Origin of the sequence: Pararobbsia alpina, assembly GCF_902859895.1 — a bacterium.
Lineage (GTDB): Bacteria > Pseudomonadota > Gammaproteobacteria > Burkholderiales > Burkholderiaceae > Pararobbsia > Pararobbsia alpina.
The window spans coordinates 316,609-331,558 of record NZ_CADIKM010000004.1 but is presented as its reverse complement, the minus strand read 5'-3'; the positions used below and the strand labels follow the sequence as shown (position 1 = coordinate 331,558).

Annotated in this window: 11 protein-coding genes and 2 pseudogenes; 8 read left to right on the top strand and 5 right to left on the bottom strand. The window is 59.8% G+C overall.

The window, feature by feature from the left end:
- Nucleotides 1–1,014 (top strand): relaxase/mobilization nuclease domain-containing protein, encoded by a 1,014-nt coding sequence (locus tag HV670_RS07230; RefSeq protein ID WP_175104049.1) that lies wholly within the window; start codon nt 1–3, stop codon nt 1,012–1,014.
- Nucleotides 1,015–1,045: 31 nt separating this feature from the next.
- Here the strand turns inward: HV670_RS07230 and HV670_RS07225 are convergent, their stop codons facing one another.
- Nucleotides 1,046–1,270, bottom strand: a complete 225-nt coding sequence (locus HV670_RS07225; RefSeq protein ID WP_175103698.1) for a hypothetical protein — start codon at nt 1,268–1,270, stop codon at nt 1,046–1,048.
- Nucleotides 1,271–1,751: 481 nt separating this feature from the next.
- Between HV670_RS07225 and HV670_RS30920 the strand changes: the two genes are divergently transcribed.
- Nucleotides 1,752–2,171, top strand: coding sequence for a hypothetical protein (locus tag HV670_RS30920; protein ID WP_246257097.1), 420 nt, complete (start codon nt 1,752–1,754; stop codon nt 2,169–2,171).
- A gap of 475 nt (nt 2,172–2,646) precedes the next feature.
- Here the strand turns inward: HV670_RS30920 and HV670_RS07215 are convergent.
- Nucleotides 2,647–3,205 (bottom strand): annotated as a pseudogene (locus tag HV670_RS07215) (IS5 family transposase); the annotation flags it as partial.
- A gap of 116 nt (nt 3,206–3,321) precedes the next feature.
- On the opposite strand from HV670_RS07215, the gene HV670_RS07210 reads away from it, so the two are divergent.
- Both HV670_RS07210 and HV670_RS07205 read left to right on the top strand, forming a co-directional pair.
- On the top strand, nt 3,322–3,690 hold the full coding sequence (locus HV670_RS07210) for an EAL domain-containing protein (protein WP_246257079.1): 369 nt from the start codon (nt 3,322–3,324) through the stop codon (nt 3,688–3,690).
- 128 nt (nt 3,691–3,818) lie between these two features.
- Nucleotides 3,819–5,135: an MFS transporter gene (locus HV670_RS07205; RefSeq protein WP_175104048.1), complete on the top strand. Its 1,317-nt coding sequence runs from the start codon at nt 3,819–3,821 to the stop codon at nt 5,133–5,135.
- 182 nt (nt 5,136–5,317) lie between these two features.
- Here the strand turns inward: HV670_RS07205 and HV670_RS07200 are convergent.
- From HV670_RS07200 to HV670_RS07190, 3 genes and pseudogenes are all read right to left on the bottom strand, one after another.
- Nucleotides 5,318–6,713 (bottom strand): annotated as a pseudogene (locus HV670_RS07200) (mannose-1-phosphate guanylyltransferase/mannose-6-phosphate isomerase).
- A gap of 83 nt (nt 6,714–6,796) precedes the next feature.
- The gene (locus tag HV670_RS07195; RefSeq protein WP_175104047.1) at nt 6,797–8,839 is read right to left on the bottom strand and encodes a capsular polysaccharide biosynthesis protein; all 2,043 of its coding nucleotides are present in this window, start codon (nt 8,837–8,839) and stop codon (nt 6,797–6,799) included.
- Nucleotides 8,840–9,991 carry a glycosyltransferase family 4 protein gene (locus HV670_RS07190; protein ID WP_175104046.1) on the bottom strand — a complete coding sequence of 384 codons (1,152 nt, stop codon included), beginning with the start codon at nt 9,989–9,991 and terminating at the stop codon, nt 8,840–8,842.
- 444 nt (nt 9,992–10,435) lie between these two features.
- Here HV670_RS07190 and rfaE2 point away from each other — a divergent pair, with 444 nt between their 5' ends.
- The 4 genes from rfaE2 to rfaE1 all read left to right on the top strand — a co-directional run bounded on the left by rfaE2 (nt 10,436) and on the right by rfaE1 (nt 14,939).
- On the top strand, nt 10,436–10,918 hold the full coding sequence (rfaE2, locus tag HV670_RS07185) for a D-glycero-beta-D-manno-heptose 1-phosphate adenylyltransferase (protein ID WP_175104045.1): 483 nt from the start codon (nt 10,436–10,438) through the stop codon (nt 10,916–10,918).
- Between the two features lie 640 nt (nt 10,919–11,558).
- Nucleotides 11,559–12,728 carry a polysaccharide biosynthesis/export family protein gene (locus tag HV670_RS07180; RefSeq protein WP_175104105.1) on the top strand — a complete coding sequence of 390 codons (1,170 nt, stop codon included), beginning with the start codon at nt 11,559–11,561 and terminating at the stop codon, nt 12,726–12,728.
- A gap of 93 nt (nt 12,729–12,821) precedes the next feature.
- The gene (locus tag HV670_RS07175; protein ID WP_175104044.1) at nt 12,822–13,931 is read left to right on the top strand and encodes an AGE family epimerase/isomerase; all 1,110 of its coding nucleotides are present in this window, start codon (nt 12,822–12,824) and stop codon (nt 13,929–13,931) included.
- A gap of 78 nt (nt 13,932–14,009) precedes the next feature.
- A complete protein-coding gene (rfaE1, locus tag HV670_RS07170; RefSeq protein WP_175104043.1) occupies nt 14,010–14,939 on the top strand; it encodes a D-glycero-beta-D-manno-heptose-7-phosphate kinase in 930 nt (309 codons plus the stop codon).
- Nucleotides 14,940–14,950 lie beyond the last annotated feature (11 nt).

The following is a 14,950-nucleotide window of genomic DNA, read 5'->3' as shown; positions in this document are numbered from 1 at the left end:
ATGGCGTATCCGAAAATCTACATTGATGCGATGCTCCTGAACTGGGGGGATCGGCTCTTTCATGAAGCGTTACGGCACGTCCGGGCGCCGCAGCTGTCCCATGCGCGACTGGGTGATGAGGCAGCGCGCATGCGCGCGCAGCTTGCACGCACACTCAGGCACACACCGGAGGTGATGATCAGGATAACAAATATTGTGTCGGACGGGCAGGGGATGGGTGCAGTGCGTCAACATTTTCGCTATATCTCACGCAACGGAGCGGTTGCGCTGGAGGATCAGGACGGTCGGCGCGTGGTCGGACTGGATGCGTTGCGTGACCTTACCGACGCGTGGCAACTGGGAGGATGGGGTATCCCGGAGAAAAGCTCACGGCGCGAGGTCTTCAATCTAGTGCTCTCCATGCCGGCGGGTACGGATCGCCGAGCCGTGTTTGATGCGGCGAGGGATTTTGCCTCTCAGGAATTTGGCGATGGCCGCGCGTACGTGTTTGCCGCGCATGACGACGAGCCGCACCCTCACGTGCACCTGAGTGTCCAGGCGAGAGGGTCGGACGGCCGGCGCCTGACTCTGCAAAAGCCCGATCTGCAACGCTTGCGAGAACACTTCGCCGAAGAGTTGCGCGCGCATGGCGTGGAGGCAAACGCGACGGCACGGCGCACTCGGGGGGTGATTCGGCGGTACCGGAATCAGGCCGTTGTGCACATGCTCGCGAAAGGAGAGTCAACGCGTTACTGGCGTGCTGTGGCAGACGACACACCACGGCATGCCAGATGGCAAGCCCACTGCGGCGTCTTTGTGGCGTGGCGCGAGCTCGCGCACGCGATGGCGATGTCCCACTCGCTGGACGATCGGAAGATGGCCATGCAAATCGTGGACTTCGTGCAGGCGATGTCCGTTCAGCAAGACAGACCGTACGCGAAACGTCCACACACTGGATTGCACGAGGCACTGGAGCGGCCGGTGTCAGACGATCGATCAAATTCCGCGGAGCCGGACCCCGACATCGAACGCTGACGCGCAAGGAAGGTTTTCGTGGCTTGATCGGTCAGCTCACGGATCCACGCAAGCCGAGCCCTCGCGGGTCTCCGGTTGACTGTCGCGTGGCTATATCAGCCGCGCCCGCCGCGAAGCGCACTTCGGATTCTTCGATCTTCCAGTTCATGCGGGCCTGCTGTGCCCAGACTTCGAGCGGCTGGTCGGCGGCAAGCTGGTTACCGAGACCATGCCATGGCGTCTGGCCAGTGTAGACCATCGAGTGAACGAGATGCATTGTGAAACTCCTGAAAGAAGTGCATAAAGCCCGGCCGGAGTCAGGCAATGTGATAGGAAAAGCCGAACAGAGGAAAAGAGAAAGGGGGGAATGACGGCGCGGCGTCCGGTGCGTCAGGGCCGCTTCCAACTGAAAGTGTGGCCGCAGGCGTAACAGAGATAGTTTTTGAGCACTTTCTCGTCGACCACTGAGAGCAGCGCCGGCCGCCCAGCCCACCGCGCCGCCGACGAGCCCCGCAATGATGGCGCCAGCGAAGCCACCGCAGACCGACCGGATAGGACCGGCAATAACGCCAGCTGTCGCACCGATTTCTGCTCCGGACAGGGCAACGGCGATACTGCTGGTTGCGCCTGCAACGGTGCCCAGGGCGCTGGCAGCTTTCCTTGCGTGGTTTCGCATTTCGATATGCCTGGACTGGCATCTCGGGCAGGGCGGCTGGAGTTGGATGATTCCGCGGGGGAGTCGGAACGTCGGCTTTCGAATGGCTCGTACTTTTCATCCGGCTCGTGCGTGCCACCTGTCGCATGCGGCTCATTGGCACCGAACCGAACGGCTCGTCAACTGGGTTACCGCCACGCACCAGATCGCCGCGGGCAACCAGGACCTGTCGCAGCGCACCGAAGAGCAGGCCGCCTCGCTCGAGGAAACAGCATCGAGCAGGGTGTTGGGCCGGCGCCTTACCCGTGACCTGGCCTGGCAGACAGAGGCTTACCAGCAGTTGCAGACCTCACGTCAGGACGTGTTGCTGGGCATTACCCGATTGGCGTGGGACGCGGACAGCTACACCGATCTGATTGTCCGGGTCGGTGAAATACTCGGCACGCATGATGAGGTTGCGGGATGCTCGGTGGGCCGGCCGGACAGTGAGGGGGGTTCCGCTCCGAGTCCGTCTCGGGCGTGACCATTGAGAAGTATCGCGCTGAACAGGAGAGCTCCGCGGCACGGCCTACCTCGGATGGCGATCGTCCTCAGGGTCGGGGACCGGCTGGCCGGGCCTGCGCAGCGGAAAGGTGGAGCGGATCGTCAATTTTCAGACGGATCCTCAGGCGGTGCCCTGGAAGGACCTCGCCCCGCGCTATGGATTTCGCTCCAGCGCGGCAATTCCTCTGAGCGCGCCGGGCCACAGACCGAGCCATTCTGTCTTTGTACAGCGCATTTCCCGGAGGGTATGCGGCGGCAGATCAGATGACCTTTGTCGCGCAGTTACAAACCCTCCTGGGGTTCGCCATTGCTCGTATCGAGAATCGGGAAGGACATACCGATACGGTGCCGTACGCGATCCGGCAACACTGGGCTGCACTGCTCAGATCGGATGCACTGAATGCACTACCAGCCGCTACTGGATCTCAGGACAGGGAAGGTGACCAAAGTCGACTATAGCCCCGGTCGCCCTGGATTTGCGGCTTGTGCAAGGGATGACCGCGCTTGCCCCGAATGTGTGGAATGGCCTGGACCAGTGCATCGAGCTGGGTAATGTCGTGGCGGTTTGCGCCGGTCAGGATGACCGCGAGCGGGATGCCTTGCGCGTCGACGATGAGGTGGTGCTTGCTGCCGAGCTTGCGCCGGTCCGTGGGATTGGGGCCGGTTTTTTTCCCGCCAGCATGGCGCGAACTGACGAGCTGTCGACGATGGCACGCGTCAAATCGATTTCGCCACGGCGGCGCAACTCCGCCAGCAGCGTTTCGTGGATACGTTGCCAGACACCGGCCTTTTGCCATGCGACGAGCCGTCGCCAGCAGGCGGTGCCTGAGCCGCAACCCATTTCCTGCGGCAGCAGGTTCCACGCAATGCCCGAGCGCAGCACGAACACGATGCCAGTCAGCACCGCCCGGTCTGGTGTCGGTTTGCGTCCTGCGTACTGGCGATTGCGCGGTGCTCGCGCGGGCAGAAGTGGTTTGATGAGTGACCACCGTCGTCTATGAGTTCTTTAGCCATCGCTTCCTGTCAGGCAAAACAAGACAAGAAGTTAACACCAAGTCAGAAAAGTTAACAGCCCCTCAACTCAATTTCGCAACACCTTCTTAGGCTCTGGGCACAGTAGTCTGAACCGATTGCGAGAACTGCCATTCGACTGGGTCAAGATTGACCGGGGGATCGCGAGGCACGTCGGCGAGGACGCTTCGAATGTGCTGCATTTTATTTACCATTTGACCCGGCTTGGTCACTCGCTTGGCAAATCGGTGTTCGTGGAAGGGATCGAGGGCGCGGAGCTACTTGAAGCCATCGCGATTCTCGGCGCCGACGCCGCTCAGGGTTATGGGATAGCCCGTCCGATGCCAGCGCAAGAGATGGTTGCGTGGCCGGGGAAACAGCCTGGATTGCCGGATCCTCAGAACCCGAAGAGTCCTTTGGGGAAGTTAGCCCGGATGTTGATTTGGGAGGAATGCCGGCATCTCATGTCGGAGAGTTTATTGCATTGAAGCGCCTGCGGTGATCTTGCTCGGGTTCGCCAGTCGGTGCATGCAGCCGAGCGGAATAGAGGTCGATTAATTTTTCGTCAGCGTGATTTCCTGGCTCCCATTCGTTACGAGCGCGGTAACATATAAGAATGTGCACGCCCCAGGTCGCGATATCCGCCCAGCCCTCTGGAAATCAAGAGAATCGCCGGGAGCTCCTCAAGATCGTTGTCGCAACATCGCTGGTCACTGGACTCGAAGTGTTCGATTTCACCGTTTTTGGCTTCTTCGCGGTGATGATTGGCGGCCAGTTCTTCCCACGGACAGATCCGATGACGTCGCTGCTACTGGCGGTCGGCACATTCGGCGTCGGCTTTTTCATGCGGCCTCTTGGCGCGATGATGATGGGTGCTTACGCTGACCGCGTGGGGCGCCGTGCAGCAATGACGAAAACCAGTTGGATGATGGCACTGGGGACGGCCGCGGTTGGCATGTGTCCGTCATATGCCTCGATTGGCGTGGCCGCGCCACTCATTGTCATCGCTGGTCGATCGCTGCAAGGTTTTGCGGTGGGCGGCGACATAGGCGTTGCAGCGACCTTGGCGTTGGAGGCAGAGCCGGTATCGCGTCGCGGCTATCGGGTCAGTTGGCAGTTAAGTAGCCAGGGCGCGGCCGCGTTGCTGGGCGCATCTCTCGGTATGCTTCTCACTAGCACGATGTCACCACTTGCGCTTGCTTCGTGGGGCTGGGGTATTCCATTCCTCATTGGTCTTTTTATCGCGCCAGTCGGGTTGTACGTTCGCCGTCGGCTTCGTGAGCATCCTGTTCCGGCAACGACCGCCACAGCCGCACGAAATGCGGGCATGCCGCTCGCCGAGTTGTGTCGCGAACATGGCACGACGGTTCTCCTGGCGATACTGATGATGATGGGGCAATCCATACCGGTTTACTCCATCGTCTATTACATGCCTAGCTACGTGACTCGAGTGATGCATATGCCCGCCATCACCGGATTCCTGGCATCCGCGTTGTCTGCGCTGCTGCTTGTCGTCATTCCACCGCTGTCCGGGCGTCTTGCAGACAGTTTGCCTCGCCGCAAGCCACTGGCCCTTCTCGCATCGGGATGCACGGCGCTTCTGGTTTATCCGGTCTTTCTGATGATTACCCGTGCGAACACGGCGTTGCCTATCCTGTGTGGCGTCGCACTCGTTAGCGTAGCGGTGGCGATGGGCGCCGGCATCATCGCCCTGCTCGTGCTTGAAGCGCTTCCAATGCGAGTGCGCGCCAGTGGCCTCGCGATTTCGTACGCGCTGCAAGCTGCTTTGTTTGGCGGCACCGCTCAATTCATCGTGACGGGATTGATCAAATGGACCGGCGATCCCATGTCTGCAGCCTGGTATGTGGCGCCGGCATGCGCGGTGATTTTTTGTGCGCTGATGCTGTTTAAGGAGCGGCGTTTCGAAACTTGAACCGGGATGTGCTCGGTGTTGACGCCGGTCTTTGCGCTGGCCATAGAGCATGGCGGCGCCAGGGTCCGCGGGCAAATTGCTCAATGCGCCGGCAGTCGACGTCGTCGATTCTCGCGTGGTTTTTTGTATCCTTCTCGAAGCCGGCCATTCTTACGTGAACTCTACCGACTCCGATCCTTAGACTACTTGACGGCGCGTCCATACGTATCTTCGAACCGCACAATATCGTCCTCGCCTAGATAAGCACCGGATTGAACTTCGATCAATTCGAGCGGAATCTTGCCTGGAATATAGGTTGACTGGCTTTCAGTCAGCATGATTTCCTGGTCTCCATTTGTGACGAGCGCGGTGCCTTTCACAACGATCCAGTGTTCCGCACGGTGGTGATGCATCTGCAGGCTAAGCTGGGCCGCCGGATTGACAATGATTCGTTTGACCTGAAAGCGCGCCCTGGTCGATGCCTTCGTACGATCCCCAGGGTCGTACGACACGACGATGCGTGATGGATTCCTGGCGTCCGGAGGCGTTGAGTCGTTCGACGATTCTCTTGACCTCTTGCGATTTGTCGCGGCGCGCGACGAGCACCGCGTCAGCAGTTTCGACGATCACGATGTTGTCGAGTCCGATTGCTGCCACCATCCGGTGTTCGGCGCGAACGTACGAATTCGTCGTCTCCTCGGCTAGGACGTCTCCGAGCAGGGCATTGCTTTCCGCGTCGAGTTCGGCGAGGTCAGCGAGTGCAGTCCATGACCCGATGTCGTTCCAACCAAGGTCGGCCGCCGCGATAACTGCGGCGTGTTCCGTCCGCTCCATCACCGCGTAATCGACCGACACTTTCGGACAGGCGGAGAACGCGTCTGCGCCGAGCCGAAGGAAGTCGTGGTCGCGTGCCTCATCTTGCAATGAGAGCGCGGCCTGGCGCGCGATCTCCGGTTCGTAACGGCGCAGCTCGTCCATGTAGACCGAGGCCTTCAGCATGAACATGCCGCTGTTCCAGTAGTAGCCACCATCGTCCAGGAAGCGCTGGGCCGTCTGAGCATTCGGCTTTTCAACAAATGCGTCGACTGCAAAGGCTTGCGAACCGTCGGTCAATGGAGCGCCGCTGCGGATATAACCGTAGCCGGTGTGAGGTTCTGTTGGGTCAATGCCGAACGTGACGAGGTGGTTGTCTTTGGCGATCCGAGCGGCTGCTTCGACAATCTTGATGAAGGTCGCTTCATGGAGAATCACGTGGTCGGACGGGAGAATCAGCAATAGCGCATCAGGCGACGCCTGCATGGCGAGCAGAGCGGCGATGGCGATAGCCGGGGCCGTGTCACGTCCGACGGGCTCGAGCACGATAGATGACGGAGTCACGCCCACCTGGCGCATCTGTTCGGCAACGAGAAAACGTTGTTCGTTGTTCGTGACGATGATTGGGGCGGCGATGTCGTCAATGCCGCGCAGACGCAGAGCGGTTTGCTGGACCAGCGTATTGTCGCCTGTCAGTTTGAGGTACTGCTTGGGATACCCCCCGCGCGACATCGGCCACAAACGGGTGCCGCTACCTCCACACAGAATGACTGGATAGATATTCATGCTGCAATCCCTCTAACTTAAAGTAGCTTCGACTACAGACTCACATTCTCGGAAGTGTGCTTCCGATCTCACTTCCTGTTTGTTTAGCCGTCACGCGTCTCCGTGCTCCCGTTCTTCCATTGCTCATAGCGCCATATCGCGTGACGTAACGCGTTGCGGGTCCAGCGCGCCGCCTTCAGAAAAGGTCGAGAGCAGTTGCCGCGAACTTTGCCCAAAGGGCGTGCGGCCAGCGGCGCGAGTTGCTCAACGACGGCTTCCGGCGTGGTGTAGAGGCGCGTGCACCAGTCCCAATAGATCGGATAGCGCAGCAGCACACCCGCGGTCAGCATGTCGAGAGACAGGCTACGATCGCGCCACGGGACCGGCGCCAACGCGTCATGCGTCAGGCCCCAGCCGGCGTAGAAGGGCAGCCCATAGGTGAACACCGTCCTGCCACGTAGAAGCGCGTCGAAGCCCGCGAGAGACGACAGCGTGTGGACTTCGTCCGCAGCGTCGACGAGCGAGAGGAGATCTGCATCCGTGTCGACCACGTCCGCCAGCTGTTGAGCGTGGATGAGACCGGTGCGATTGCCGGACAGCACGTCGGGGTGAGGCTTGTAGACGATGAACGCATCGGGGCGGCGCACGCGCACTTCGCGTAGTAGCGCATCGGCGGTCGCGATTGCGCGGGTACCGAGGCGAATCGACGCATCATCAGCGACCTGTCCGGGGACGAGGACGACCTGTTTGCCTGCGGGAGCCCTCCACTCCGGCTGGCGTCGGCCGAGGTTATATTTGGTGACGCCCAGCAGGACGACCTGTTTGCGCAGCGCGGCGGCGCGGGCAAGTTCGGTGTCGCTGAAGTCCGTTTCGTTCAGCAGCACCGTAAGGTCACTGGGCCGGCTTGCATCAAAATAGAGGCCTCGGCGATCGATCACCTGGCTGCGCGGCGCGATCATGTCTGAACCGAGACCGGTGGAGTGAAAGAAGCCGTCCTCGATGCGCACATGCGGCACGTGCTTCGGCAGACCTCGCGTGCCGCGAGCGCCCCACAGCGCTGCGCATTCATCAGAGGCGAGCGTCGCTGAAGCGCGGGTCCAACGCAGCGAGCCGCCGCCGACGGCAAGGAAAGGCGTCGCGAACGGCCGCTTCCACCATTGGAAGCGCACGCCTACCACCCGGCGCAAGTCCTCGAAGCGGCGCTGTACCGCGTCTTGCAACTCAATGCTGTCGAGCAGCGCGTCGAGCGTGCCGGGCGCGTGGGTGGACGGGTCGAGATAGCGCGCGAAACGCAGGAAGACAGCATCGAACAGCGCGGCAAGCGTCGGACGCGCGTTGCGGTTGGGGAGCGGCGGATCGTCGTGGGTGAGACCCCACCCCGCATAGTAGGGGGCACCGAAAACGTGGACCGGAATGCGTGCAAGCAGTGCGTGCATACCTTCGGAGGCGCCGACCGTGTAAACGTGGTCCACTTGTTGCAGGGTCGCGCTGATCGAATACTGTTCGTCAATGAATCGCGTGCAAGGTGGCAACGTGCGTACGGTCGACGATAGCCAGCGGCCGGACCCGGCGTCGGACGAGCGCGCGAGCCAGAACTCCGCAACGGGGTGTGCGGCGAGGGCGGCGTTGAGGGTCCGGCTGAATGCGTCGCGTCGGTTGCGCGCGGCGGTCGCCCCTATGCCCGGAGAGGACTCACGTTCGTCGATCAACAGCACGCGCGTTGCATGGCGCGCTTCGAGCAGTTCGACGGGGCATCGCGGCAGCCGATGTCGCGCACTTGTTGCATGGGCGGCGAGGACGCGTTGCATCAGGCGCGCCACATCGGAAGAAGCACCAAGCGAGCGATCGCACTCGAGTGCGTCTTTGAGCGCGGTGACGAAGGCGTCCGAGTTGATGCCGGACATGGGTACGACGAACCACGAGAGAAGGGGCGTCCCGAATGCCGCGTTCGACCAGATCGGACCGGGCCACGCCGCGGTCGCGGGTGCACCGAGTGCCCGAGAGAGACGAAGCGCGGGGCGACCGGTCCAGCGGTCGACCCACACGTAATCCGAGCGTCCAGTGAGCCAACTCGCGAAGCGATAGCCACGCGTGATGCTGTGGAGGTTGAGCGTCGAGGTCGACGCAGCCGGGCTCGGTTGGCTCATTTAGTTCAGCGTGTCGAGGAAGTGGTCGACGTGCTCGAAATGCTCATTCCAAGTGGGCTCGCGAAAGCGGTCGATGCGCGCGAGCTGGGCAGCACGTGCGGGGCAGTCCGCGCGTGCGTAGGCCCGAATGCGAGCGAGCCAACCGGGGCCATCGAGCGGATCGAGATAGTCTGGGATGTCGTCAGCGATTTCGTGGAATACGTCGAGATCGCTGGCCAGCACCGGCACGCGCAGGGCGAGCGCTTCGATGAGCGGCATCCCGTAGCCTTCGACGAACGAAGGAAACAGCAGCGCCTGTGTGTGCTGCAGGTAGGCGTGGAGCTGCTCGTCGGAGCAACTCCCTTCCTCGATCACTACACCGGGTAACTGCGCGCAGCGCTCCAGCATGTCGACGACGTTCTCGCACTCCCAGCCTCGCCGCCCTATCACGACGAGCTTCGGAGCAGTCTCTCCCAGTTGTTCAACGAGGCGCCGCCAGACGTGAAGAATGAACCAGTGGTTTTTGCGCGGTTCGATGGTGCCGAGCATGACGAAATAGGGGGCGTCGAGCGGGCGTGGCCCCCGTGCGCGCAGTGTCACGCCCGAGGCAAGGCGAGCGACGACGCTTGGCGGCATTGGCAAGTTTGCAGTGCAGGCTTCTGCGGCGAGCGACTCGAGCGTCGCCTGCGAATTCGTGATCAGGCCGTTGGCGTACTTGAGCGCGGTGTGAATGCGTCGCCGGTGAGCTTCATCGACGCCTGGCCGGCAGTATTCAGCGTGTGTCAGCGGGATCAGGTCGTGCACCATGAAGACCGAACGAGCGTTCCGCCGCGTCATCGCGTGGTAGTAGCGTGGAAATTCCATTCCGTTATGACTTGTGTGCAGCAGAATTCCGTCTTTGAAACTTGATTTATGAAAGCTGTTGATGGAAGCGCGCACCACAAGCTTGAGAATCGAACGTCGATTACAGCTTGATGACAATAACCAATCGAATGTTTGCTGTGAGTCGCGCTCTGTTAAGACCGTGGAAAAGCCGCGTTCACCTAGGACGGCGCGCGCTTGGCCACCGTATCGTTCAATGTAGGCGAGCCCGACGCGGTCTACCCCGGTGGGCAGCAGGCGATCATAAAGGCGGTTTAGCAAACGCGTGACGTCAAGGAGAATTTTCGACACAAGTGTAATACGTCTTTCTTGTTGGCTTCGGCGCAGAGTTCTTTGACGTTCGGTACTCTTTTTTGCAGCACGCAATTTTAGCCGATAACGTGAGAGAATCCGAAGCAAACTTAGACCAACAACTTGTTGTATCCGATGCAGTGCATAGCCGTCAATGCACGGACGCGCGAGCAGTGTCGGACGATCGGATTTCAGGCATTTTACAAGTTGCCGGTTTTTCGAAGTCGGCGTCCCCCGGTTATGGAAGATTGCAGAACAAAAGGAGTGAGTGTATGCTGGCCGCGACGCGGAGTCGGTAAGGTCGTCCGATCGCCGTGAATCGTTTGTGGGAATTCCCGGCTGGCCGGCGGCAGGATGCTCGCGACGGACAGTCGCGTCTTTCGCCGGTGCCTGTGAGTGTTTTTTGGAAATCAGCACAGGTATTTTATTTGATTGAACAAAGCTATGCTGGTTTCATTTGAACATAAATTGATCAGTCGCGAAGCGATCGTTAGTCTGCTTCCTTCGTTGTGTGGTTCCGTGGTATTTACGAATGGCGTGTTCGATATTCTTCATCGTGGACACGTGACCTATTTGGCCGAGGCCAAGGCGCTGGGTGCTTGCCTGATCGTCGGAGTGAACAGCGATTCTTCGGTCCGCATGTTGGGCAAAGGCGATGATCGGCCGGTCAATACTCAGGCGGATCGGATGGCCCTTCTTGCCGCGCTCGAGTCGGTCGACTTTGTGGTCGGATTCGAGGAAAAGACTCCGGTCGAGCTGATGGAAGCGATACGCCCCGACATTTTCGTGAAAGGCGGGGACTACGATATGGGGGTGCTGGCCGAGGCAGCGCTCGTGAGAAGTTGGGGCGGCCAGGCGCTGTCCATTCCATTCGAATTCGATTGTTCAACCACTGCCCTGCTCAAGAAGGTGCGTACGCAAGGGTAATGTCGGTACTGCTACGGTATTGCCCTCCCCCTCCCGCGATTCCTTTCATTTTTCCCCTCCCTTCAAGGTACTTGTCGGTTTCGGTTCTGCCGGAAAACTATCGGATAGGAAATGCGAGGGCATGTCCAGGGTGCGGGGGAGGCAGATCCCCGTATCGTCTTTCAGACTGGAATCGTTAGAAATTTAGAGCGTGTCAGGCACATTCCGTCACGGAAATACTGATTTATCAGGCTCGGCGGTCATCGCTGACGAGGCCGAGGACGTTGTAGAAGGAAGCCCACGGAAAGGACCCGCGACCATGAAGCGGCAGATTGGCTTTGCAGAAGTGGAAAGTGCTGGCGGCAAATGCGTGACCAATAGAATCTGTTTCACCATCGCAAGGTCCGCTACAAGGGGGGGCGCCAAAAAAACACGGCGCGATTGTTCAGCCGGTTCGCTTTGGCGAACCGGGTGATCGCGAGGAACCTGCTGCGCTCGGACCATAGCGAAAGTCCGTCATGCGTATTCGATAAGTGGGACCCCTAGACTCAAAACCCGCTTCGGTCGCGGCTGAATTCTTTCGTCATTCTGAAATTCACAAGCTGACTCATCTGCAACGCCAGCGACGAGCCTATTGATCAGCGTTTCCCTAGCTTTCAAAATGTCCCATTTATCTTGCAGAGTGTTGAATATTGTGTTGGCTGGCAGCGTGGTTCTGCTCGGCGCATGCTCGTCGATTCCGGATTCCGGGCCGACACGTTCCCGGATTGAGCAAGCGGCAAGCACCGCGGCAAACGCCTCAGGCATCCAGATCGTCGATATGACCGACGCTATCGCGCGCAAGTTGATGGCGGAACGCCAGAGCGACGAGTTTTCGTCCGTGCTGGGCGGCGGGATAACATTCCGCAATCAGCTTGGCGTTGGCGATACGATCGAAATTTCGATTTGGGAAGCGCCGCCGGCCACGTTGTTCGGTGGCGGGCTGGCCGATGTGAAAGATGTTTCAAGCGGCGCACGCGTGACGACGCTGCCCGCGCAGACGATAGATGGCAGCGGTGACGTCAACGTGCCTTTTGTTGGCTCGGTTAAGGCCGCGGGACTGACGCCGACCGAACTTCAAGGCAATATCGCCCTCCGGCTCAAGAATCTGGCGCATGATCCACAGGTGCTGGTGACGCTTTCACAGAACGCCACGTCCTACGTAACGGTGGTCGGTGATGTTGTCAATAACAACCGGATGCCGCTGAGCGCTCGCGGCGAGCGGGTGTTGGACGCGCTGGCGACTGCTAGCGGCGTACGTCAGCCGATCGACAAGATCACTGTGCAGATCACCCGGGGCGAAAAAGTCGCGTCCATGCCGTTGTCAAGTGTGATTCGCGATCCTCATCAAAACGTTCCGCTCAAGGCGGGAGACGTGGTGACGGCGATCTATCAGCCGTACAGCTTTACTTCGCTAGGGGCAACTGGCAAAAATGAGGAAATCAATTTTGAGGCGCAGGGCATTTCGCTCGCTCAGGCGCTGGCGCGAGCGGGTGGGCTTGAAGATTCGCGCTCAGATGCCCGGGGCGTATTTATCTTCCGATTGGAAGACGCACACGCGCTTGACTGGCCGAATCAGCCGATCCGGACTACTGCGGATGGCAAGGTTCCCGTGGTGTACCGTGTGAACCTTCGTGACCCGAATTCATTTTTCGTTGCGCAAAGTTTTATGATGCACAATAAAGACGTGCTGTACGTGTCGAATGCTCCAGTTGCCGAACTACAGAAATTCCTGAACGTTGTGTTCTCTGTTGCATATCCGATCGTCAATGGCGTTCAAACGTTTAAGTAAGTCGCCGGCTTGTGGCGAGTTCAGTCGGATTCCGACAAATGAACCGGAATCCGGAGAGTTCGCTTTTTCTTATATGGGATGTTCGAAACACACATGAGAGACATATCCGATGCGTCTCTGGCGGTATCTGTATTACTGAAAAGGCATTACGCCGAACGGATTTTCCCGATCTGGCGCGGCCCGGGTTTCAATCAGAAGCTGGGGCTGGCGTTCGAGGCCGTATCGTCCGACACGTGTAAGCCGCTGCCGCCGTCGCGCTATCGGGCCATGGCGTGCGCACGTCAACTGTTCGTCTTTTCGCTGGCGGGGCAGCTCGACCATGCCGCGGTGTTGTTCGCCTCGCTTCAGCGTTATTTCCTCGATCGGCAGCATGGCGGCTGGTATTTTTCCGTCGATGCCGCCGGGATGCCGAAGGAACGTCAGAAGGACCTTTATACGCACGCATTCATCGTTTTCGCCGCGGCGGAATATGCGCGTGCCTCGGGTTCGGTTGAAGCGCTCGAAGTGATGAACCGAACAGCCGCTCTGATAGAGGAGCAGTTCGGTGTCGGTGAGCAGGCTCCGGGGCTGATGAACGCGGTGATGTCCGAAAAATTTTCTGCTGCGAGAGAGGGGCCGCTGCAAAATCCCATGATGCATCTGGCGGAAGCGTGGCTCGCCGCGCGAAGCGCTTCCGGCGACACTGTTTACGATGCCCGTCTGACTTCGCTGGCTCAGGCGATCGCCGGTACCTTCGTGCATGCGCCGACCGGTTGCATTGCCGAACTACCTGTCGGTCGGCCGGGTAACTGGCTGGAGCCCGGACACCAGTTCGAATGGTATTTCCTGATTTTTGGCGGTCAACACCCGGCATTCGAGGCAGCCGGATTGTGCGCGTCTCTGTCTAGCGCTTTCGAGTTTGCGCGCCGGCATGGCGTCAATCCGGAGACGGGCGGTGTTTGCGCTACGGTTGACGAGCAAGGCACGATTATCGACGCGACGCAGAGGATCTGGGCTCAAACCGAATATCTGCGTGCGCTTGCGACTCACGTGGACGGCGCGGTGCGATCCTCTCTTGATGGCGAGGCGGACCGTTTCCGCAGCCGATTCCTGCACGAGCGCGGTTGGTACGAATGTCTGGCGCCGGATGGCTCGGTGACGCGAGCGGATATGCCGTCGACGACGCCTTATCATCTTGCAACAGCTTTTTCCGTCTTGCCGTGAATTCCCGGCAAAACTTCAAATGCGTCGCAAATAGAATCACCGAGTTTAATTTTTCCCCCAGCTATATAGAGCCGCGAAATGAGCCTGAATTTTTCTCAAGCTACCGTGCTGGTTGCCGGCGACGTCATGCTCGACCGATATTGGTTCGGAGATACGGCGCGCATATCGCCGGAGGCTCCTGTCCCTGTCGTGCATGTCGCCAAGGTGAGGACCACGGCTGGCGGCGCGGCGAACGTCGCGGTAAATATTGCGAATCTGGGCGCCCGAACGAGCCTGATATCCGCGATCGGTCGGGATGCAGCCGGAGAGGATTTGACCGAGATCCTCGAGACGGCTCGAGTGAATTGCCATTTTTTGCGTGCCGACGATTTCCAGACGATCATCAAATTGCGTTTGCTTGCCCGCGGTCAGCAGGTGGTGCGCGCGGACTTCGAAAAGCGTCCGGAGCGCGAGATGCTGCTTCCGCTCTCGGATCTGTTCACAAAGCAGTCGGCCGGGCATGCCGTTATAGTGTTTTCGGATTATGGCAAGGGCGGGCTGACGCATCTCGTGAGCATGATGGAGCATGCGCGCCGCCAGAACAAGGTCGTGCTCGTGGATCCGAAGGGGTCGGATTACTCGGCTTACCGTGGCGCTACGCTGCTGACGCCGAATCGCGACGAATTCGCGCAGGTCACCGGAAGCTGGTCGAACGAGGAAGAGCTTGAACGCAAGGCCTTTTCGTTGTGCGAGCATCTCGAACTGAAGGCGCTGTTGGTGACGCGCTCCGAAGAGGGAATGAGCCTGTTCGTCGAGGGGCGCCATGTCCGGATTCACGCCGAAGCACGTGAGGTCTACGACGTTTCCGGTGCGGGCGACACGGTGATCGGCACGCTGGCGGTTGCGCTGGCCAGTGGTTACACGCTTGAAGATGCGGCGTTCCTGGCGAACCGTGCCGCCGGCGTTGTCGTCGGCAAGGTCGGTACCGCTCCGATTCTGCTGGAAGAACTGGAGCGAGCAATCGCCTGATCGGGAGCAGG

Coding starts and splice junctions, on each gene's coding strand:
- HV670_RS07230 (WP_175104049.1), top strand. CDS start 1: ATGGCGTATCCGAAAATCTACATTGATGCGATGCTCCTGAACTGGGGG.
- HV670_RS07205 (WP_175104048.1), top strand. CDS start 3,819: ATGTGCACGCCCCAGGTCGCGATATCCGCCCAGCCCTCTGGAAATCAA.
- HV670_RS30920 (WP_246257097.1), top strand. CDS start 1,752: ATGGCTCGTACTTTTCATCCGGCTCGTGCGTGCCACCTGTCGCATGCG.
- HV670_RS07175 (WP_175104044.1), top strand. CDS start 12,822: ATGAGAGACATATCCGATGCGTCTCTGGCGGTATCTGTATTACTGAAA.
- HV670_RS07180 (WP_175104105.1), top strand. CDS start 11,559: ATGTCCCATTTATCTTGCAGAGTGTTGAATATTGTGTTGGCTGGCAGC.
- rfaE1 (WP_175104043.1), top strand. CDS start 14,010: ATGAGCCTGAATTTTTCTCAAGCTACCGTGCTGGTTGCCGGCGACGTC.
- HV670_RS07195 (WP_175104047.1), bottom strand. CDS start 8,839: ATGAGCCAACCGAGCCCGGCTGCGTCGACCTCGACGCTCAACCTCCAC.
- rfaE2 (WP_175104045.1), top strand. CDS start 10,436: ATGCTGGTTTCATTTGAACATAAATTGATCAGTCGCGAAGCGATCGTT.
- HV670_RS07225 (WP_175103698.1), bottom strand. CDS start 1,270: ATGCATCTCGTTCACTCGATGGTCTACACTGGCCAGACGCCATGGCAT.